General features: G+C 42.9%; 24 protein-coding genes and 1 tRNA gene. 15 read left to right on the forward strand and 10 right to left on the reverse strand.

Annotation, left to right across the window (positions count from 1 at the left end):
* The first annotated feature begins 47 nt into the window (after positions 1 to 47).
* From Q0R52_RS10370 to Q0R52_RS10390, 5 genes are all read left to right on the forward strand, one after another.
* Positions 48 to 296, forward strand: a complete 249-nt coding sequence (locus tag Q0R52_RS10370; protein ID WP_295794570.1) for a hypothetical protein — start codon at positions 48 to 50, stop codon at positions 294 to 296.
* Between the two features lie 120 nt (positions 297 to 416).
* Positions 417 to 1,262 (forward strand): methylated-DNA--[protein]-cysteine S-methyltransferase, encoded by an 846-nt coding sequence (locus Q0R52_RS10375; RefSeq protein WP_295794571.1) that lies wholly within the window; start codon positions 417 to 419, stop codon positions 1,260 to 1,262.
* Between the two features lie 22 nt (positions 1,263 to 1,284).
* Complete coding sequence (locus Q0R52_RS10380) at positions 1,285 to 1,998, forward strand: 2OG-Fe(II) oxygenase (protein ID WP_295794572.1); 714 nt, start codon at positions 1,285 to 1,287, stop codon at positions 1,996 to 1,998.
* A gap of 5 nt (positions 1,999 to 2,003) precedes the next feature.
* The gene (locus tag Q0R52_RS10385) at positions 2,004 to 2,606 is read left to right on the forward strand and encodes an alpha-ketoglutarate-dependent dioxygenase AlkB (RefSeq protein ID WP_295794574.1); all 603 of its coding nucleotides are present in this window, start codon (positions 2,004 to 2,006) and stop codon (positions 2,604 to 2,606) included.
* 198 nt (positions 2,607 to 2,804) lie between these two features.
* Positions 2,805 to 5,381 (forward strand): kelch repeat-containing protein, encoded by a 2,577-nt coding sequence (locus tag Q0R52_RS10390; protein WP_295794575.1) that lies wholly within the window; start codon positions 2,805 to 2,807, stop codon positions 5,379 to 5,381.
* 51 nt (positions 5,382 to 5,432) lie between these two features.
* Here Q0R52_RS10390 and Q0R52_RS10395 read toward each other — a convergent pair whose 3' ends face one another.
* Positions 5,433 to 5,906, reverse strand: coding sequence for a hypothetical protein (locus Q0R52_RS10395; protein ID WP_295794578.1), 474 nt, complete (start codon positions 5,904 to 5,906; stop codon positions 5,433 to 5,435).
* Positions 5,907 to 6,023: 117 nt separating this feature from the next.
* On the opposite strand from Q0R52_RS10395, the gene Q0R52_RS10400 reads away from it, so the two are divergent.
* The 3 genes from Q0R52_RS10400 (at position 6,024) to Q0R52_RS10410 (ending at position 10,213) form a co-directional block, all read left to right on the forward strand.
* On the forward strand, positions 6,024 to 6,782 hold the full coding sequence (locus Q0R52_RS10400) for a PLDc N-terminal domain-containing protein (RefSeq protein ID WP_295794580.1): 759 nt from the start codon (positions 6,024 to 6,026) through the stop codon (positions 6,780 to 6,782).
* Between the two features lie 83 nt (positions 6,783 to 6,865).
* Positions 6,866 to 7,453: a 2OG-Fe(II) oxygenase gene (locus Q0R52_RS10405; protein WP_295794584.1), complete on the forward strand. Its 588-nt coding sequence runs from the start codon at positions 6,866 to 6,868 to the stop codon at positions 7,451 to 7,453.
* A gap of 207 nt (positions 7,454 to 7,660) precedes the next feature.
* Positions 7,661 to 10,213 (forward strand): TonB-dependent receptor, encoded by a 2,553-nt coding sequence (locus Q0R52_RS10410; protein ID WP_295794586.1) that lies wholly within the window; start codon positions 7,661 to 7,663, stop codon positions 10,211 to 10,213.
* Between the two features lie 170 nt (positions 10,214 to 10,383).
* Here Q0R52_RS10410 and Q0R52_RS10415 read toward each other — a convergent pair whose 3' ends face one another.
* Positions 10,384 to 10,791 carry an EthD family reductase gene (locus tag Q0R52_RS10415; protein ID WP_295794588.1) on the reverse strand — a complete coding sequence of 136 codons (408 nt, stop codon included), beginning with the start codon at positions 10,789 to 10,791 and terminating at the stop codon, positions 10,384 to 10,386.
* A gap of 123 nt (positions 10,792 to 10,914) precedes the next feature.
* On the opposite strand from Q0R52_RS10415, the gene Q0R52_RS10420 reads away from it, so the two are divergent.
* Complete coding sequence (locus Q0R52_RS10420; protein ID WP_295794589.1) at positions 10,915 to 11,781, forward strand: LysR family transcriptional regulator; 867 nt, start codon at positions 10,915 to 10,917, stop codon at positions 11,779 to 11,781.
* Between the two features lie 109 nt (positions 11,782 to 11,890).
* Here Q0R52_RS10420 and Q0R52_RS10425 read toward each other — a convergent pair.
* Positions 11,891 to 11,964: transfer RNA gene (locus tag Q0R52_RS10425), tRNA-Asn, on the reverse strand.
* A 198-nt stretch (positions 11,965 to 12,162) separates the two neighbouring features.
* On the opposite strand from Q0R52_RS10425, the gene Q0R52_RS10430 reads away from it, so the two are divergent.
* Complete coding sequence (locus Q0R52_RS10430; RefSeq protein WP_295794591.1) at positions 12,163 to 13,080, forward strand: PfkB family carbohydrate kinase; 918 nt, start codon at positions 12,163 to 12,165, stop codon at positions 13,078 to 13,080.
* Between the two features lie 53 nt (positions 13,081 to 13,133).
* Here the strand turns inward: Q0R52_RS10430 and Q0R52_RS10435 are convergent, their stop codons facing one another.
* The 5 genes from Q0R52_RS10435 to Q0R52_RS10455 all read right to left on the reverse strand — a co-directional run bounded on the left by Q0R52_RS10435 (position 13,134) and on the right by Q0R52_RS10455 (position 17,251).
* A complete protein-coding gene (locus Q0R52_RS10435) occupies positions 13,134 to 13,370 on the reverse strand; it encodes a cytochrome b5 domain-containing protein (protein WP_252792063.1) in 237 nt (78 codons plus the stop codon).
* A gap of 153 nt (positions 13,371 to 13,523) precedes the next feature.
* Positions 13,524 to 14,060, reverse strand: a complete 537-nt coding sequence (locus tag Q0R52_RS10440; protein ID WP_295794593.1) for a sigma-70 family RNA polymerase sigma factor — start codon at positions 14,058 to 14,060, stop codon at positions 13,524 to 13,526.
* A gap of 268 nt (positions 14,061 to 14,328) precedes the next feature.
* Positions 14,329 to 15,348, reverse strand: coding sequence for a UDP-N-acetylmuramate dehydrogenase (murB, locus tag Q0R52_RS10445; protein WP_295794596.1), 1,020 nt, complete (start codon positions 15,346 to 15,348; stop codon positions 14,329 to 14,331).
* Positions 15,349 to 15,551: 203 nt separating this feature from the next.
* Positions 15,552 to 16,265, reverse strand: coding sequence for a DUF4184 family protein (locus Q0R52_RS10450; protein ID WP_295794598.1), 714 nt, complete (start codon positions 16,263 to 16,265; stop codon positions 15,552 to 15,554).
* Positions 16,266 to 16,351: 86 nt separating this feature from the next.
* Positions 16,352 to 17,251, reverse strand: a complete 900-nt coding sequence (locus Q0R52_RS10455; RefSeq protein ID WP_295794600.1) for a hypothetical protein — start codon at positions 17,249 to 17,251, stop codon at positions 16,352 to 16,354.
* A gap of 146 nt (positions 17,252 to 17,397) precedes the next feature.
* Between Q0R52_RS10455 and Q0R52_RS10460 the strand changes: the two genes are divergently transcribed.
* A complete protein-coding gene (locus Q0R52_RS10460; RefSeq protein ID WP_252792058.1) occupies positions 17,398 to 17,589 on the forward strand; it encodes a hypothetical protein in 192 nt (63 codons plus the stop codon).
* 18 nt (positions 17,590 to 17,607) lie between these two features.
* On the opposite strand, the gene Q0R52_RS10465 is transcribed toward Q0R52_RS10460, so the two are convergent.
* Positions 17,608 to 17,997 (reverse strand): winged helix-turn-helix domain-containing protein, encoded by a 390-nt coding sequence (locus Q0R52_RS10465; RefSeq protein WP_295794602.1) that lies wholly within the window; start codon positions 17,995 to 17,997, stop codon positions 17,608 to 17,610.
* 149 nt (positions 17,998 to 18,146) lie between these two features.
* Between Q0R52_RS10465 and Q0R52_RS10470 the strand changes: the two genes are divergently transcribed.
* The 4 genes from Q0R52_RS10470 (at position 18,147) to Q0R52_RS10485 (ending at position 20,386) form a co-directional block, all read left to right on the forward strand.
* Positions 18,147 to 18,761, forward strand: a complete 615-nt coding sequence (locus tag Q0R52_RS10470) for a hypothetical protein (protein WP_295794603.1) — start codon at positions 18,147 to 18,149, stop codon at positions 18,759 to 18,761.
* A 120-nt stretch (positions 18,762 to 18,881) separates the two neighbouring features.
* Positions 18,882 to 19,061 carry a hypothetical protein gene (locus tag Q0R52_RS10475; RefSeq protein WP_252792055.1) on the forward strand — a complete coding sequence of 60 codons (180 nt, stop codon included), beginning with the start codon at positions 18,882 to 18,884 and terminating at the stop codon, positions 19,059 to 19,061.
* 45 nt (positions 19,062 to 19,106) lie between these two features.
* On the forward strand, positions 19,107 to 19,550 hold the full coding sequence (locus tag Q0R52_RS10480) for a DUF4348 domain-containing protein (RefSeq protein WP_295794604.1): 444 nt from the start codon (positions 19,107 to 19,109) through the stop codon (positions 19,548 to 19,550).
* Positions 19,551 to 19,579: 29 nt separating this feature from the next.
* A complete protein-coding gene (locus Q0R52_RS10485) occupies positions 19,580 to 20,386 on the forward strand; it encodes a methyltransferase domain-containing protein (RefSeq protein WP_295794605.1) in 807 nt (268 codons plus the stop codon).
* A gap of 7 nt (positions 20,387 to 20,393) precedes the next feature.
* Here the strand turns inward: Q0R52_RS10485 and Q0R52_RS10490 are convergent, their stop codons facing one another.
* Entirely contained in the window at positions 20,394 to 20,939 is a 546-nt protein-coding gene (locus Q0R52_RS10490; RefSeq protein ID WP_295794606.1) for a lipocalin family protein, read from the reverse strand.
* Between the last annotated feature and the right edge of the window lie 35 nt (positions 20,940 to 20,974).

Below are 20,974 nucleotides of genomic sequence, written 5' to 3' on the forward strand. Positions count from 1 at the left end.
GAATTATTAATTGGTATTTTAGATTCTAAATGTAAAATACCGTAATCATGAAAATCGATTTTTATACAAAGGCTGTACTTACCGTTATAGCAATATGCTTAAGCATCAATCTTATTAAAGGATTTATTACGCCTGCGAAGGCGGACAATAGGAAATTTGTAAGTGTGCCGGTAAATCCGGATGGAAGCATTAATGTAAACATCAAAAAAAGCAACGAAACTATGGATGTTAAAATTGTAGATGTTGATAGCCGGGCTTTTTATTATGCTCAACCTTTGGAGGTGAGAGTGAAATAACTATAAACATATCCAGACATAGCCGGGGCACATTTTCCTTAATTTAAACTCCGCAAGTTTCGGGTAGGGTTCGGTTTGCAGGCGCTGTACTTTTGTTATGTACAATTAAAGAAAAACAAAATGAAAGACCAGGAAATAACAAACTATAGCCGTATTGAGGACGCAATAGGCTATATCCGCAGCAACTTCAAAAACCAGCCTACACTTGACGAAATTGCCGAAAAGGTACATTTAAGCCCCTTCCATTTTCAGCGCATATTTACCGACTGGGCAGGCGTGAGCCCAAAAAAGTTTTTACAATACATCAGTTTGGACCATGCTAAAAAAATGCTTGCCAGCCAGGCCACATTGTTTGATACCGCTTTTGAAACCGGCCTTTCGGGCACCAGCAGACTGCACGATCTATTTGTAAACATTGAAGGTATGACCCCCGGCGAATACAAAAACGGCGGCGAAAGTCTTGCAATTAACTACAGCTATGCGGAAAGCCCGTTTGGTAATGTAATGGTAGCATCGACCCCAAAAGGCATTTGTCATATAACGTTTGCAACCAGCGAGGCAGAAGGATTAACTGAATTGCAAAAAGTATTCCCGAACGCTACCTACAAACCCATGGTGGATTTAATACAGCAAAACGCCCTGCATATTTTCAGGCACGACTGGAGCAAGCTGGAGGAAATTAAACTGCACCTAAAGGGTACCGAATTCCAATTGAAGGTATGGGAAACGCTGTTGAAAATCCCCGCAGGTAAATTATCAACCTACGGTAATATAGCAAATCAGCTAAACCAGCCCACAGCTTCTAGGGCGGTGGGAAGTGCGGTAGGGGATAACCCGGTAGCATTTTTGATCCCATGCCACAGGGTTATACAATCAACCGGAGAATTTGGGCAATACCACTGGGGCAGCAATCGCAAAACAGCCATTATTGGCTGGGAGGCGGCACAAATGGAAATTGCTAATTAATTCACCCGTAGAAACACAATACATGACCGACATAACAACATCCATAGAAAAAATAGACTGGCAAAACGTAACCGAAAACATGAACGACAACGGTTACGCTATCATACCCAACTTAATTAGCGACGAAGATTGCAGCGAGTTGATTAGCAATTACAGTAATTCGGAGGCATACCGCAAAACGGTGGTGATGGAACGCTACCGCTACGGCCTGGGCGAATACCGGTATTTTGCCTATCCTTTGCCGCCGTTAATTCAGCAGTTAAGAGAGCATGTTTACCCGAGGCTGGCACCGATCGCAAATAATTGGATGAAAGCACTTAATATTCAAACCATCTTCCCGGCTACGTTTGCCGAATTGCAACAGCTTTGCCACGCTAATAACCAAACGAAACCAACCGCTTTGATTTTAAAATATGGCCCGGGTGGCTTTAATACCCTGCACCAGGATTTATATGGCGATGTGTACTTTCCCATGCAAATGGTGCTATTTTTAACTGAGCCGGATAACGATTATACCGGCGGCGAGTTTGTGCTGACAGAACAGATACCGAGGGCGCAGTCAAAGGCCATCGTGCTAAAGCCACGCAAGGGCGATGTGTTGGTGTTTACAACAAATTTCCGCCCGGTGAAAGGCACAAAAGGCTACTACCGGGTTAATATGAAACATGGAGTTAGCCAGCTGCACAGCGGGGCGCGTTACACAGCAGGTGTGATTTTTCATGATGCTTTAAGTTAATTTACATGGACTTATTTAGCACAGGCCAAACTGAAAACCTGCTGCCATTTGGCGGGACGGTAATTTATCACGGCAAAATTATGAAGCCCGGTGCCGCGGCAAATTACCACAACGTGTTAATGGAAACGATACAATGGAAAAATGATGAAGCTGTAATTTTCGGCAAACATATTATCACCAAGCGCAAAGCGGCCTGGTATGGCGATGAAGGGTATTTGTACACCTACTCAAACACCACTAAAAAAGCCCTTGCCTGGACACCAGAACTGCTCGAGTTAAAACAAATGGTTGAGACCTTGACCGGCACGACCTTTAACTCATGCCTGCTCAACCTGTACCACAATGGCGATGAAGGCATGGCCTGGCATAGCGATGATGAGTCGTCGCTTGGCAAAAACACCACCATCGTGTCGCTCAGTTTTGGCGCCGAAAGAAAGTTTAGCCTTAAACATAAAAAAGGCAAAGAAACGGTATCGGTAATACTGGAAAGCGGCAGCCTGCTGGTGATGAAGGATGCCACCCAAACCAATTGGTTGCACAGTTTACCAAAATCGAAGAAGGTGGTGCGGCCAAGGATAAATCTTACTTTTAGAACTATTGTTCCGTAGCGCCCGGGTGCAACCCGGTGCTAATAACCGGGCAACGGATAACCCCGCATCTCTATTACAAATCCTTTACAAAACAAACAATAAATCCACCTGTTTGTGTTCCGTATTTACCTTAGTGTAACAAGCTAAAAATTTCTAATTTAGCTGTGCTATTTAAACAGGCTACCTTTATAATTTTTGCTAACCCTATATTGCTAAATGATAAGAAAGAATAAAATTTTTGTACTGCATTTTCATGTATATAAAATTGTATTTGCTTTTATCATACTGTTGGCCGCAGTTAAAGGCAAAGGCCAGGGTTTGCAGTTCAATTCAAACGACAGCCTGCTGGCCAAACGTACCTCGTATTCGGTTTTTAAAACTGAGCAACCCACGTTTTCAGGACACCTTTATATCAATTTCGACCTTTCATTATGGGATAACGAGCACCTGGGGTATATCCTCGACATTACCGATGCTAAAAACAACTCTTATAGCCTGAGCTCAATATATGACGGATCGCCCTTTTTGAATTTTAACATCGACAGCAAGGCTAATAAAATAAAAATTCCGCTCACCAGGGGGCAGTTGAAAAAACGGAGCTGGATGCCGGTGAAAATAGATATTGACCTAAAAGGAAATACAGTAGGCATATTGATAAATGGCAAATGGTACCGCGCAAACGATTTTGGTTTCAGTAATACTATTGCGCCTGAAATATATTTCGGGAAAAACGAACACTATTTTGACGTGCCCAAAATGGCCATCAGGAATTTAACAATCGGCGACGGCAACAAAAACTATTCGTTCCCCCTGAATGAGTGGAGCGGCAAAAACGTATACAGCGGCGATGGCGATAACCTTGGCGTTGTTGACAACCCGGTGTGGCTGATTAACGAATCGTACTTTTGGGCGCCAAGGTTTACCCGCAGTTTTAGCGAAGTTGCAGGCGCAAACTTTAATGAAGCTGCACAAAAATTGATCATGTTTAAAAGCGACTCGCTGATAAGTTATGATGTGCAGCGCAACAACCTAGCGGGCCAGACTTATCAAAATAAATGCCCGGTGCCCCTGCATTTGGGCAAAAGCATAATCAATACCCGCGAAAATAAGCTCTACTCGTACGAAACCTTAAAAGCTCCGAAGCCCAGCCCAAGCATTGCTTCGCTCGATTTGAATACCCTGAAATGGGATATAACCGGTTTTGGGACTATTAAAGAACAGCGGCACCACCACAATATTTTTTATAATAAGGCGCAGGACAGTATATTTTTGTTTGGCGGTTATGGCTCGTACTCATATTACAAGGATTTTTTCGTGTACAACAGGCAAGCCGATACCTGGGACAAAGTGCAGTTTACCGGCGATAAAATTATGCCCCGTTTTTTTTCGGGTTATAGCCAGGCGGATGAAAACAACAACGTTTACATTTTTGGCGGCTATGGTAACCAAAGCGGTAACCAGGTGGTTGGCGGTATGCATTTTTACGATCTGTATAGTGTTAACCTAAGCACCCATACCATCAAAAAATGCTGGGAAATAAAGCCGCCTGCCGAAGATTTTGTGGCAGCGAATAACCTCATCGTCAGTAGCGACAAAAAGTATTTCTATGCCATTTGCTACGCGCATGATAAACCGAAAACCAGCTTAAGGCTGTACAGGTTTTCGATAAAGGATGGGGCATACGAGGCTGTTAGCGGAAGTATACCAGCCAAGGGCGAAAAGATTGAAACCGACATTAACCTTTTTTATAACCACCAGCAGGAAACTTTTTATTGTGCCATACAGGAGTTTACCTCGCCCGATTATTCGACAGTGCGGGTTTACTCGCTGGCCTCGCCGCCGGTTACGGAGAAAGATTACTTGGCATCGCAGCAGGAAAATCCGGTTGCGGGCGGTTTTAGCTTTAGATTGGTTACGTCTTGGTGGACAATTATTCTATTTATCGGAGTAGTCATAGGTATAATCTTTTATTTAAAACAACGAAAAGAAGCTAAGAGTACGGCGGTACCCGTTGATATTGACAGCGACCCTGCCGTTATCGCTATACACCGTAAAGAAGATGAAAAACGCGCCAATGCCATTTATTTATTGGGCGAGTTTACCGTGTACGATAAAAACAGCCGGGACATAACCTACATGTTTAGCCCTAAAATAAAGCAGCTTTTTATATTGGTATTGCTGCACAGTAAGGACGAGACTGGCGTGGTATCTAAAAAAATATCAACCACGTTATGGCCCGATAAGGATGTTGCCAAAACAAAAAATATAAAAAACGTTACCATAAACCACCTGCGTGGTATTCTGGCTGATATTGAAGGTATGGAGCTTACCTTTTTAAACGATACCTATTGTTTTAAATTAAGCGATGAGCTGTTTTGCGATTATTTTTTGGTGATGGGCGGTATAAACGAACTGCGCACCCAGGCCAAGCCTGCTGATGAAACTATACTGACCCATTTTGACCTTATTGCCCGCGGTGGCTTGCTGCAACACATCCCTGAAACCTGGCTGGATGGTATTAGGCTGGCTTATGAAGAAGCCCTGATGCCCGAAATACAACCGGAAGTAAAGCGGATTTACGAGGCAGCTGATTACCGCAAAACAATCGAGGTCGCCCGCGTAATTTTAAATATCGACCCATTTAATGATGTGGCTATAATGTACAAGCTGAAAGCCCTGCGTCGAACCAAAGGCATTGACTACGCACACAAAATTTATAATGATTTCGCCGCCGAGTACGAAAAATCGATGGGCGAGGTGTACGGTGTGCCGTTTGAGAAAATTTGCAGTTAGGATTTCACCGATTCAACTAAAATTAAAGGCTTAACGGATTTTAAGATTGAATTAAGCAGCAAATTTAATCGTCGCAATACTTCGTTTTTTGAGAATAAACTCAACTACCCAATTCTTAACCATTATCAATCCCGCAGCAATTAACGGATTATTTAAAGAATTAATATCCTCTGTTTTTGGGTGGATAATGTTGTTGTAAATTATCATTACAAGCGTTGCAATAATCAAGCAAATAACATCTGAACCCAAAAGTGGCAAAATATAATACTCGTTTAGTTTCGCTTTTTTTATAAGTAGATAATCTTCCCGGTAACATACCAGCGTTACCGTTAAAATAAGTACCAGCCATTCAGGCGATGTTTTGATGTTACCGCTATAATTAATAGCCGACAGAACCTTTATAGCTAAGTTTTGAAAATCGAAGTATAGTCGCGGTGATAGAAAAGCAAAAACGATAAATACGGCCAGATGAAAGAGGTATCTGTAAATTGCTTTTAGGAGGAACTTATTTTCCGATTCTTCCATAATTGAAAAGTCGATTGCGAAACAGTGATTTAGTTTGCTAAAGGTATAAATTGATTTTCATTACAAAATATCGCCAAATTTTTTATTTTTGATAATCACAATCAAACTATTACCCCCATGTTTTACGGCGGCGGCTCTTATTATTACCTAATTATCGGTCTGCAGATTTTCTGCGCCATACACTGCCTGCGCCGCGGTACTCAAGGCCGGTGGCTTTGGATAATTATAGTTTTGCCGGTATTGGGCAGTTTGATTTATATCTATCAGGAGATTCTTTCAAATCGACGTTTCAATGCGCCTAAAATTAATTTAGGTGCAGTAATAAACCCCGGGGGCAATATCAAAAAACTGGAAGACGAGGTAAACTTTACCGATACGTTTGCCAACCGGATGAAACTGGCAGACGCCTACCTTGCGGCAGGCCAAACCGAAAAAGCAGCCGACCTTTATAAAACCAGCCTCACTGGCGCCTTTGCCGAAAATGAGCATGGTTTAATGCATTTGATGATCGCTTATTACGAACTGCAGCAGTATGAAGAAGTTATCCCAATAGCTAAAAAGCTGTACAAAATACCGCAGTTTGCCCGCTCTAAGGCACACTTGGCTTATGCCATGTCGCTTGAAGAGCTGGGACAAGTTGACGAGGCCGAAAACGAATTTAAGGCGATGAAAGGCCGCTACTCATATTTCGAGCAACGTTATCAATACGGCCTGTTTTTGATGCGTAACGACCGCGAAGCCGATGCCTGGACAATTTTTAGTGACATGCTGAATGAAGAACAGCACCTTAGCCAGATGGAAAAACGCAGCAACAGCAAATGGTTTGGCCTGGCCAAAGTCGAAATAAAGAAAATAGCTGCGCAGCAAAAAGCGTAACGCGCACTATCCCGTAGAAGAGTCTCGTGCACTTATCGACCCTATAGTATTAATGGTCGATAATTAGCGTACCTTACAACGGTATGGAAATCATATTCGACGAACTCATCGACAGCTACCTGGCTACTAACGTGGGTACAGTCAGCAATTTTCTTAGTATAGCCTTATCAGCCCACTTGGCTGATAATATAACAGCGCTTTATGCTGCCGATTTACTCCTCTCAGCTGGCACAGGAAACAATAAGCTGGTAAACCATGATAAACTGGTAAGAAGCGATAAAATTTACTGGTTAGACAGGACTCACAACGACGTACATGAAAATATTTTTTTTGACCTGATGGATAACTTTGTGAGCCACCTGAACCGGACTTGCTATGCAGGAATCACAGGCTATGAATTCCACTACACCCTTTACGAAAAAGGTGCTTTTTACAAACGCCATTTAGATAATTTTAAGCAAAATGGCACCCGGGCATTTTCGATGATCATGTACTTAAACAGCGAGGTTGACGGCGGAGAATTACGCATTTACCAGCGTAGTAGTTTCCGTGACATTTCGCCCAATGCTGGTAAAAGCGTGTTTTTTAAAAGCAACGAACTGGAACACGAGGTACTGATAACCCATTTGCCAAGAATGAGCATTACAGGATGGCTAAAGATTGCCGGGTGAGCGGACAAAAATGGATCGGTTATTCCGATACCATCTGTTTTTTTAGTTACCAGCGACCTTGTTGTAACAAAACCCCTATCTCCCACCTAAAAAATAATTGATTATACCACTGTGCGCCAGTTAATTTCACCCTTTTGGGGTGAACTTCGCTATAAGTTATAGCGATAACTTTGGAGAGAACATAGATAATCAATCAAACCCTCTCAAATGACTACCTGGCCAGCGTTTTTAATAATTCCGGGGAATAAAACGCATTCCTTCAACACTGAATTACTATTGTTTCTCGGTGCATTGTTTTGTTTGCTGTGTGCGCTCCCGGCTTTGGGACAAAATCTCCAGCAACCAACAATTACTATAGGCGGCTCGGTATCAGACTCTGCCCATAATCAACCGGTAGGTTTTGTCACCGTGGTTTTGCAGAACCCGCAAACACATGCCGCTGTTAAAGGCAGCCTGACCAAAGATGACGGCAGCTTTTCGCTAAAGGCGCCGGCCGGCAAACCCTATCAACTGGTACTTGTTTTTGTAGGATACAATACTAAAGTGGTTTCGGTAAATGGCGGTGCATCAGATATCAACCTTGGGAAATTATTATTGTCGCCCTCAAACGGGCAGCTTAAGGAAGTGTCCATCACTGCGGCGCGGCCACTGATGAAACAGGAAGTGGACCGGATTACCTACGACATCCAGGCCGATCCTGACAGTAAACAGCAGACTGTATTGGATATGATGCGGAAGGTGCCGTTACTGTCTGTTGATGCTAACGACAATATCCGGCTAAAGGGCAGCGGCAATTATAAAATACTGATCAACGGAAAAGAATCAGCGCTGATGAGTAAAAACCCATCCGATATACTCAAATCTATGCCTGCGGTTAATATAGATAAGATAGAGGTGATTACTACCCCACCTGCCAAATACGATGCGGAGGGTTTGGCAGGCATAATTAATATCATTACGAAAAGAAGCGTTGACCAGGGCTACAATGTAGGCATGTTTACAAGGTTCAATTCAACGTTCGGACCCGGCGTTAACCTGAACGGGACATTTAAACAAGGTAAATTTGGGATGGCTGCTTTCGGAGGCGTGGGCAGAAGTTTTAGTGGCAGCGGGGGCAATAAGCCCACTTTACTGGGAAGCACAGAAAATATTTTTGCCACGCAGACCACTATTTCGCAATCAGGTACAACATTTCAAAATGGGAACTTTCACTATGGCGGGGCCGAACTGAGTTACGAGATCGATACCCTGAACCTGGTTACAGCCTCGGTTAATGTTTTTGGGGAGAACCTTCATTTGGATAACCGCCAGCTTTCGGCCACCGACAGCCTTGGTGAGCCCAAACAAACCTATAACTGGCAAAATACAGGCCGTACCAGCACATTAGGCCTCGATCTTGCTGTAAACTACCAGCTCGGTTTTAAAAGATCAAAAGACCGCCTGCTAACATTTTCGTATAAATACAGCTACGCGCCGAACACACAATTCAACGACAATATGTTCAGCCAGCGATTCAATTACCCGGAATCGCTGTTTCCTGACTATCATCAATACAATAACGCCGGCAACAGGGATCACACCGTTCAAATAGACTATGCCGGGCCGCTTACCAAACAAATAGAAATAGAGACCGGGGCGAAAATGATACTGCGCAGTAATTACAGCAGTTTTCATGTTGATGACCGGGACACTGCCACCCAACAGTTTATTACCAATAGCCAATTAACCGATAATTTTAATTATCACCAGGATATTTACAGCCTGTATAATTCGTACCAGCTAAAAATGGAGAAGTGGACAGGAAAAGCAGGTTTACGGCTGGAGCGCACTGCTATAAGCGCCGATTTTGTTTCGGCGGGAGTTACTACTGCACCAAGCTACAATAACCTGATCCCGTCGGTTTCAATACAGCGAAGTTTTGCCGCCAGCAGTTTAAACCTTGGATTTACCCAGCGCATACAGCGGCCGGGTATATTCCAGCTCAACCCCTTTCTCGACCGCTCTAACCCGGCGTTCATCACCACCGGTAATCCCGCGCTGAAACCAGAGTTGGATAATACTTTCGATCTCAGCTATAGCAACTTTTCGAGAGGTTCCATCAATATCGATCTTAGTTATGCGTTCTCCAATAATTCAATCCAGAACGTATCGAGCCTGCACGTAGAAAACATAAATAACAAACCTGATACGGTTACTTATACTACGTTCCAGAACTTAGGAACAAATAAAACCCTGGGACTAAACATAAACACCAACCTTAGCATTACCAAAAATTTTACCCTGAGCCTCAACGGGCAATTGAATTACGTAAGGCTAAGCGGCAGATTTAATGGCGTGGTGTACAAAAACGATGGGATTACCGGCAGCGGATTTGGCAGCATGCGGTACAGATTTGGCGCCAGCGGGTTTGCACTTTCGTTCAACGCTGGCTATTTCAGCGGCAATGTGAACCTGCAGGGGCGTACCGCTGATAATATATTTAATCAATACCTGTTCACAAAAGACTTTCTTAACAAAAAGCTAACTATCGGGCTGGCGGCCAACAACCCATACTCGAAATTTTACACCCTTAGGACTGATATCCGCTCTGCTGATTTTTACCAGACAACCTACACCCAAACTTACAACCGCTCGTTTGCCCTGCGTTTTAACTACCGGTTTGGCAGGTTGAAAGGGGATATTAAGAAAAATGCACACGGCATTGAGAACGACGACACAAAAGGAAAAGAAACCGGGAATAAACCGGGCGGAAATCAATAACGGGCAGGTTAAATTGTGGTGAGTATAGATTTTTGAGTGCGTATTTTAGCAAAATAAAGCTTGCCTTGATAGATAAATAAAAACAAAAAGCTCTCTGAATTTGCGCTGAGGGCTTTTTGTTTTGCACCACAGGCTGTGTGTTTTTCGAACTGATTTTTATGTCGTTATGGTTACTTTACTACCTCGCTCACCAAAATGACGGGACTGATATTGGTGTAATTTGAAAAATCCGCACGAATGGCGTCTCTATGCGGCCCGATAGCCGCCTGATATTCGACCAGGCTTTTTACATAAAATGTACCGATAGCCATAAAAGGTAGTGGTTGGTTAGGAATACCACTGGCAAGCCCTTTTTCAATGGTGTATTTAACCAAATTTGATCCTAAAAATGTCGCTACCATAGGCATGTGCTTAGTTTCATAATACTCCATATTAAAGGTTTTACCGTCGGCATAAGGGTACATGATGGATACTTTAGTTAAGCCTTTTTCAACAACAGCCATGTTCTGCTTTTCCTGACTAAATGCAGTAAAACAAGCAGACAAAAGGAAAACCGATACCATTAGTTTTAATTTCATAATTAGTTTATTTATCTGGTAAAATGTTCAATTTGAGTATTATTACACAAATATTAACATATTGCCTTTATTTGCAAAACGTTATTTTTCTATTAGATCAATCGAAAAAACCGATTTAGGAATATGGAATTAAGACAGCTTAAATATTTTTTGAAAGCCAATGAGTTATTGAATTTTACAGAAGCCGCAAGAGCCTTAAATATCAGTCAAAGTACTTTATCACAACAAATAAAGCAGCTGGAAAATGAATTAAATGTTCCATTGTTTAACCGTATTGGAAAAAGAATTACAGTTACCGAAGCTGGTAGCCTGTTTAGTGAATATGCTTTGCAGAGCATAAACAAAGCTGATGAAGGATTATTGCTTTTACAAGATCTGAAAAATTTGAATACGGGAAAAATAACTATTGGTGTAATTTACTCCATGCGTATTCTATTTGCCAAAACATTGATACAGTTTGCAAACCGGTATCCCAATGTCAAAATCCAGGTTGTATTTGGCACCACAAAGGACCTTCTCGAAAAACTTAATTTGCATCAATTCGACTTTATTTTGACATTCAATGAAGAACCCAAAGATGCTCAGCTGAAGTATCAAACCCTGTTAAAATCAAATATGGTATTGGTAACTGCTAAAAAATCATCGCTGGCCCAAAAGAACAATATATCACTTAATGAAGTGGCTGAGTTGCCATTGGCCTTACCATTCAGTGGTTACAGTACTATACAGTTTATCGAGGAGTCATTTAGTCAAAAAAAGCTGACCCCGAATATTTGTATGGAAATAAACGACATACCTACGCTATTTGAAATTGTAAAAACAGGGCATTGGCATACCATATTGAGTGATACCAGTGTAAACGACCCCGATGTAGTGGCTATTCCCATTGATGGAAAAAACATGAGGCGAACCATTATGATTATTTCTCTCAGAGAAGCCTATGAAAAGAACGCTGTGAAAAAGTTCTATGAGATGCTAATTAAAATTTAACGTTTTTAAGCCGTGTTCTTTGCCTTTGGTCGTGTTTTCACTATAGCTATGATACTTTGCCTGTAAAATTCGTTAAATAAAAAAGCCCCACATTTCTGTGAGGCTTCTGCTCCTGAAGCTGGACTCGAACCAGCGACCCTCTGATTAACAGTCAGATGCTCTAACCGGCTGAGCTATTCAGGAGTACATTTCCGGTTTGGAGTGTGCAAAAGTATGATTTCTGACTTAATTACGCAACAACTCTTTTAAAAAAAATTAAAAAATTAAGCCTGTGCAAAATTAATGGCTCATTAATAGCGCTTTAAATGTTTTTGTGCCGGCGTAAATAAGGCTACTATGGCTTAATTTCATAATATTTGCAAAATTTTTAATTACTACTACATGAGTTTACTGGTTATTGGTACCGTTGCATTTGATGCTATTGAAACGCCTTTTGGCAAAACGGATAAAATTGTGGGCGGCGCTGCCACCTTTGCAAGTCTTGCAGCTTCCTATTTTTACGACAAGGTAAAAATTGTTGCCGTTGTGGGCGACGACTTCCCCGAACCATTTATAAAGGATTTTAACAAGCACAGCATTGATACCGAAGGCCTGCAGATAAAAAAGGGTGAAAAATCATTTTTTTGGAGCGGTAAGTATCATAACGACATGAACAGCCGCGATACCCTTGTTACCGAGTTGAACGTGCTTGCTGATTTTGATCCCATCATTCCCGAAAACTACCAGGACTGCGAATACCTGATGCTGGGTAACCTTACGCCGCAGGTACAGCAAACCGTTATTAAGCGCCTTAAAAACCGCCCTAAGCTGATTGTGCTTGACACCATGAACTTTTGGATGGACATTATGCTTGACGACCTGCTGGATACTATTAAAATGATAGACGTGCTAACCATTAACGATGCCGAGGCGCGTCAGCTATCAGGCGAATACTCACTGGTAAAAGCTGCCAACAAGATATTAACCATGGGTCCCAAATATCTCATTATAAAAAAAGGCGAACATGGTGCGCTGCTGTTTGGCGATGGCAAAATATTTTCGGCACCTGCATTGCCGCTAGCCGAAGTATTTGATCCTACGGGCGCCGGGGATACCTTTGCCGGCGGTTTTGTAGGCTATATGGCAAAGGTTGGTTCGGTTAATTTTAACAACATGAAAAATGCGATCATCTTTGGATCGGCACTGGCGTCATTCTGCGTTGAAAAATTCGGTACCGAAAAAATTCTTAACTTAACCCAGGAAGAAATTGCTGCAAGGGTACAGGAATTTGTGAGCCTGTCGAAGTTTGAGATATTATAGGAGGTCTGAAATCGGAGGTCTGAAATCAGAGATCTGACCTCCGGCTTCTGTCTTCAGCCCAGCTTCCCCACCACATCTAAATTCTGAAACACCCACTCATCGTGCGGTGCGTCGCCAAGTTCGGCGGTAAGGTCCTGGCCGGCCCAGTGTTCGTAGTGTTTGCCGTTGCGCCAAAGGCGACTGCGCGATACATCGTAAATAATTCCCTTATAGGCTATCCATACCTCAGGTTTGTCCTGCCCGTTGCGTAAAGCGAGTTGCGATTTTGTGTAGGTAGCAAGTTCTGCCATATTACACGCAAATCTATGCGTTTTTAAACAATGGCTGTATTACAATATCCAATAAATCCCCAAATCGGACAAATCCCGGTTCAGACAACTAAAAAGCCCGGAAAAAATCCGGGCTTTTTGTTTTATATAGATAGATGTAACTGAAATGAATTTTTAATTTTCGGCGTACACAGGTTTTGCTACGCCGTTATCATAAGCTTTAAGGCTTTTCTTTAGCAGCTTGCGTGCAACGTGTATACGTGTTTTAACGGTGCCGATAGGTATTTCTAAATGGTCGGCAATTTCGTGGTACTTGTGGCCCTCGAAATACATGGTGAAGGGCACGTAATAATCAGCAGGCAACCTGTCTAATGCTTTTTTCAGGTCGTCCATCACAAACTTGGCTTCGCCCTGATTTTTGGTCGAGCTGAACACCAGGTTTGGAGAGCTTATTTCGTCACTTTTGGTTACAAAAGTGTTCATTTTTATAAAACGGCGATAGTTATTAATGAAGGTGTTCTTCATAATTGTGTATAACCACCCTTTCAAATTTGTTCCTTCTTTAAACTTATTATAATAAGTTATGGCCTTCAACATTGTATCCTGAACAAGGTCGTTAGCATCATCTGCGTCATGGGTAAAATGGAGGGCATAAGACCTTAATGAGGTTGCCTGACGTAGTACTAGGGTGTTAAACTCAATCTTTGTCATACTTGTTAAAGTTTTGTAACTATACTTAGGCAAGCATAGTGCCACTTACGCTTTGCCTGCTATGACGACTTTAATGTACAACAAGTAATTATTTGGAATTTTAAAGTGTGTATATGTTACACTATTGATATATTTAAATCGTTGGTAAACAGTAGTATTGCGGACAATTCTATGACACTATTTCTCTAAGGAGTAGCGAGTTTAGGTAACAGGAATGTTATATTTCCCAGCGGTTTTTAAAGGTGTATTTTATTTCTAATAAAATTATTTAACTAATAATATTCACCTCGCGTTGTAACAAAACGCCAAATTTAGTGTACACACTGTCTATGATTTGCGACGAAAAACTGTACACTTCTTCGCCCGTTGCGCCACCATGGTTCACCAGTACCAGCGCTTGGTTTTTCCACGTACCTGTGTGGCCAACTACTTTTCCCTTCCATCCGCACTGTTCAATCAGCCAGCCAGCAGCCAGCTTTACCAGTCCATCGCCGCCGGGGTAGTTCACCACTTCCGGGAATTTGGCATGCACCTGTGCAAATAGTTCGGCGCTGATGATGGGATTTTTAAAAAAACTGCCCGCATTGCCAATGGTCGAAGGATCGGGAAGTTTGGATACCCGGATATGCGACACTACCTGCGATACATCTTTTAATGTTGGCTCCGTTATTCCGCGGTTTTGCAGTTCCTGCTCAATGGCACCGTATTTTAAATTAAAATTGGGCACTAGCGACAAATGGAATTTTACCGACACTATAATATACTCTCCCTGCAGTTCGCTTTTAAATATGCTTTCGCGATAGCCGAATTTACAATCGGATTTGGTAAAAGTTTTAAAGGTGCCTGTTGCCAGCTCAAAGGCGTTGCAGCTTTGGAATACGTCTTTCAGCTCGACCCCATAGGCACCGATGTTCTGTATAGGCGATGCACCCACCGAGCCCGGTATTAAACTCAAATTCTCCATCCCTGCATAGCCGCGTGCCACGCAAAAGTTCACCAGGTCGTTCCAAACCTCTCCGCCGCCGGCCTCAACAAACACATCGTTATGGCTGATCCTGTGCTCAATGCCGCGGATATTTATCCGAATAACCAGCCCCTCATAATCCTTCAGTAACAGCATGTTGCTGCCGCCGCCCAAAACCAGGTGAGGCATCTGCTTCCACTGCGGATCCATAAACAACTCAACAAGGTGGTCATTGCGGTTAATCTCCACAAAATACCTGGCTTTGGCATCAACGCCGAAAGTGTTAAAATTTTTAAGCGATACGTTTTCTTGTATTTGTAGCATGGGGTTGATGTGCGAATGTGCCGATGTGCAAATATAAACTAAGATTTATAGGATTTATTGGATTGTAGGATTTGATGTGCAGATGTGCGAATATGCAGAAGTGCGGATGAGAACAACCTTTTTGAAGCATATAACTGCCACTCATCACTTCTACTCAACACAGCTAATCGAAACTGCCACTTACTACTTAACTCCACATTCAACTACTCACTCAACAAAGATGCAACCACCAGCCCCAGCAACCCGCCATCAATAACGGTAACGATTAAATTGCCATACTGATGCAGCGGCAGTCCAGTGGCCAGGCGGACAGCAACGGTTACCGCTGTAACCAATATTAGTTGCAGCCAAAAAGCCGATATACTTTTTGCGCTTGTAAGTTCGCCTTTAGGCAGGGTTAAGCATACAATAGCGATAAACAAAAGCCCGAGCGCAGTGCTGCCATGCTGTAATATGGTAAACCCGAATAAATGGTAGCCATATATGTTAAACACCCGCTGCAAAACCGGCCACTGGTGCACATACATACCATTGGGGTGACTAAAACCATCCCACACAATATGCGATGCCGCCCCCAGCGCAACTGAAACCAGGATAGCCAGGAAATACCCAACGGTATAAAAAGTAACGTGCTGCCTGGCCCAGTAAAAGCGGCGGTTAAGTCCGCCAGGCAGGTGGGTTATCAGCTTTTCCTTGATAAAAATTTCGTACAAAATTACCAGCATAAAGGCCAGCGGCACATCAAACCAAACCAACCCCTGCCAGGTATGGCTATAGACCCTAACAATACGCATCCGCCCGAAATACTCAAAATCGGGCACCATGCTGCCAATAACCAGCCCCGTAGCCGAGAGCCCGTTTTTAAAAATCTTGCCAAAAGGCAAAACAATAGCAGGATGTGCAAAGGTGAATGGCATGGGGTAAATATAAGATTTTTGAATGATGGGTTCAGGATGTGCAGGAATGATTTGTGGATTTCCCCCAAGAGGTTTTACCCAGCCGATCAGTTAATAACAGCCCCGATAGCAAAGTTTGTCCCGTCTTCAAAAACCGACCACTCCATTACATTCAGGGCGCTCCGGTAAACGGCATATTTAACGCCATTGCGTGGGATGTCGTCGTAACGAAAGTTGCCGCCCTTAAAAACGCCCTTAATTCCGGGGACGCGGGGATAAAGGCTGCCATGGTCGTTTACAGTTTCGGTGCCATAGCGTTCCCGCGAAAGTGTTTCAATACCGATAAAAAGGCCGTCTTCGGGTAGTTGGATATTATATTTCGAAATATCCACCCTGAATACCGGCAGCTTTTTTTGATTGTATACAATAAGGGTGTCCTTAATCAGCGGTTCGCCAGGCTCCATGCTGTCTTTTACCTTCGAATATAGGGTCACCCTAAACGCCCTTTCAATGCCCTTATGGTTGTTGAGCAATACATATTCAACTGCGGTAACAGTGCCGGTAAGTTTATCGTTATTGGGTATGTATTCGGCAATCTCTTCGTTGGTAGCAAACAAGTATCCGCCGGTTGCCTGCAGGTTAATATTGCCGAAGGGGGTGCCTTTAGGCTTCGAATTTATGGTTACTTCGTGCAGTGCGGTGGTAATAGCACTGAGCATCAATGTATCCGGGTATTTGCCGCCCGGTTTATAATAAAGGGTTTTATAGCCAACGCACGAAACCGTTATGCTTTTACCACCGATGTTGTTTTTATCAATATTAATTACCCCATCAGCACCTGTGATATAGCTACCGGTATTAATGCCGGAAACTGTTGCGCGCTCAATACCTTTTAAGGTAAGGCTATCGGCAATAGTTAGGCGCCATATATTATTAGCATTGCTTTGTGATAGCACAGTAGTTGTAACACAAACTAAAAATAATGTAACAAGTGTTGATTTTTTCATTGCGACAAGGTATTTAACGGATAATAAAGTCTAAGTATTTTTTATTGTGCCCGTTATTTTTTTGCTCCAGTTTAAAGATTTCAAAATCATTAGCGCACCGCAAAAACGGTACTTATAAACCTTATATTTGAATAACCACAACCACCATGCAAACCCCAAACGAAGAATACACCAACCAACAACCGTCACCCGAAAATAAAGAGCCAATCTTTCTGCCACGGACCAATGGTTGGGGGTGGTCGCTTAATTTTAACCGGCGGGAATCGTATTTCGTGCTGGCTATTATTTTAGGTGTGCCCTTTGCCGTAGTGTTATGTGTCATTTTATTTGTTAAATAACATTGGACGGCGCGTAATTTAAAACCCCATCCCCACACTGTTCTCTTTCAAAAAAACCTTGAATTTATCCTGTAGCCGGTGAAACTCCGCTATTATCCTCAACCCTTCGGCAGTAAGCGTTGCGTTGCCGCCGCCTTTGCCGCCACGATGGCTGGTTACCAATGGTGATTTAAAGTGGGTGTTCATGTGGTTAATAAGGTCCCACGCCTGTTTGTAACTCATTTTCATCTGCAGCGCTGCCTGCCTGATAGAGCCGGATTGATTTATCCGCTCCAGCAGCTCGATACGGCCATGGCCCAGGATTTTCTCGCCGGCTGTTTCAACCCATATCCGCCCGTTTAGTGTAAATATCTGCTCCATTGGCCTGGTTTTGTTTTCAACTGTTAAGGTATAAATATAGTCAGGCATTTATAAACGGCTTTACCTCTTTTTAAAATATAATTTATTTGCCGACCATATTTTGATTGGGCCTTCTTTTTTCCTATCATTATATTTTTAAAAGTATAACGAATCCTATACTGGAAATTTAACCCTGTCAACCCAAAACCTATTATACTATGCAAACCAACTTACCCTCGCTTAAAAAAAACGTTCTAAAGTATTTCAAAATTAATGCGCTGTTAGCGTTTGTATTTCTTTCGGCCTCATTGGCGCCGCAGCTGACAAAAGCCCAGACCCCGCCTGATACCATTAAAGTACAGGGTGCCACCTATCAAAAAATAAAAGAGAAACCGGAGTACCCCAAAGTGGTGGGCTATTTGAGTTTTATAGTACCGATAGTTACCCATGCTGATGGTAAATTCACCCCCAATTTCGATCATCATACCGCCAGCATCGGTTTCCCGGTAGGCGTTAACGTGTTGTACAGCGCCAAATTTGGCTTTAGCTACGAGTTCACGCCAACTATAAAATCATCAGGCGGAACCAGCAAAATGAGCAACCTGTTGTTCGACCCGGGCACCATGTTCCGCTTCGAACACGGGTTTACCATTATCACACGGCTGGCTTTTGAAACATCAGGCCGGTATGGTTTTACGCCGGTATTTAACAAGGTTTACGCACGCTCAAAGGATGTAAATTACTTTGTGGCCCTGTCGCTGCCAAACCGTTTCGGCAACGCCGATCCGTATTCAATTGGGCTAAACGTGCAATTTGGGTTTACTTTTAATTAATCAGGGGTTATTGTCAGCTAAGGTGCCCCATCAAATTTTTATTTCAAATTCCTTTGAATTCCTCCCTTTATTAGTTAACTTGGTACAACCAATTGCTAACCATTAATAAAGGAGTTTCTTATGAAGAAAAAAGCTACCTTAGTTAATCAGCCTGGTAAGACTGAGACTAATAAGTCCGAACCTTTGCCCCGTCAAATTACCGTTCAAGTTGTTCATCACCACCATTCATTTTGCGACCATTCGCATGGCCGTGTTAACAGGTATCCTTTTGGTGGCAGCCACGGGCCCGAGGCATTTTAACGACCGCTGTTGCGGGTTTACCACGGGTTCCGTAGCTTTACTGCTATGGCCCGTATTAAATACGCACCAACAATTTTATTGTTGTGTATCCTATGCCTTAGCTGCAACTTAAACAGCGGCGGTGCAAATTCAGCATCCGCCCCCAAAACTTCGCAAAAAAATGCGGATGAGAATTTTGATGTTTTTTTTAGCAGGTTTAAAACTGATTCTGTTTTTCAAAAATCTCGCATCCGGTTCCCGCTTAAAATTAAACTTACCGCCGGCGAAGGCGACATCGACTCGACAAACTTAATTCCTGCAGGCAGCTTGCCTTACATCAATTTATTTACAGTAAACGGAGCAAAAAGAATTGTCAAAAAAACTGTTTTGAGCCCTGTAAAAGTCGACGTACTTTTTCAACTGCAGGATAATGGCTTTGAAGAAAATTTTACTTTTGTAAAGAAGGCTGGCCAATGGAACCTTGTTTTAATAGTTGACGAGTCTGATTGATCAATAATTTCTCCAATTTTACCGACCCAATGCAAAATCAGGACATAACCGAAAGCTTCCAGCATGTAGATCAGTCGCAAACAGACTTCCTGATAAAGTTCCTGGAAGACGTGCACCGCTGCGAAACTGTACAGGAAGGTTTTGCAAAACAACTGGCTTGGCTTAACATACAACCCGGCCAGCACGTGCTTGACGTGGGCTGCGGCATTGGCGACCAGGCATTTGCTATGGCTAAACTTACCGGCAAAACGGGCAGCGTTACCGGCACCGATATCAGCACCGCGATGATAACAATGGCCCAACACCGGCATGCAATGACAGACTTACCCCTGCAGGTTTTAGTTGCCCCTGCGGCCCGACAGCCCTTTGCAAAGGATTCGTTTGATATAATCCGCACCGAGCGTGTGCTGATGTATCTTAAAAATATCGAAGAAGTGTTTGTCGAATACACGCGGCTGTTAAAGCCCGGCGGCAAGTTGCTTATTTTTGATGTTGACTGGGATGCGCTGGTATTGCCTCACCCCGATAAAGAGCTAACCCGCCGTATAGTTGAGTTTATAAGCGACAGCTTTCCATCAGGCCGCATCGGCGCCGAGCTGTTTTGCCATTTTAAGGACTCCGGCTTTAAGGATATACAAATAAGGCCACATGGCTACATGCACAACCTCGAGCTTACTAAGCGCATTATAGGCGGCATAATATCTACCGGCGTGGATCACAACGTTTTTACCAACGATGAAGTTAACGGCTGGTGGGCTGAGTTAGAAAGGGCCGACGCTGCCGGTCAATTCTTTTCCTGTTTCCAGGGATTTATAGTGATGGGGACGCGGAATTAGATTTGCTTTACCTGTCGTGCTGGTCCCAAACCAGTTTGCTAACGTCATAACCAATGCTTTTGGCTTTTTCAAGATAATCGCTTTTGATAGCTTCGGGAATAGTTTTTTCGCGGGATAAGATCCACAAATAGTTAAGGTTATTGCCGGCTATTAAAGCATATTTATAATTATCATCAATGGCTATCACATTATACCCGGCATAAAACGGCCCGAAAAAGGATACCTGCAGGCGGCCGGTGTTTGGATCGCCGACAAATTTTGCTTTACCAACGCTTTGTTTCCATTTGTTATTTACAAAATCGTAGCCCCGGTTATCAACCCTGATTAATCCGTCGCCTCTCAGCGTATAAGTGGCCGTTACGTTGTTGAGGTTCTTTTCATACTTAAAATCAAGCCGGGCTATTTCATACCATTTACCCAGGTATTTGTCTTTATAAAATGGTTTTACTGCTTTTGTCCCTTTGGGGATAGAAACGCACGAGCTGAGCTTTAACGCAACGGCCGCTGCGCCCAGTCCCAATGCTAACGCCAATTGCCAATTTTTTAGTTTCATAATGTAGTTTTAATTAACCCAGTTACCAATGCTTG

The sequence above is a fragment of the Mucilaginibacter sp. genome (assembly GCF_025359345.1).
Lineage (GTDB): Bacteria > Bacteroidota > Bacteroidia > Sphingobacteriales > Sphingobacteriaceae > Mucilaginibacter.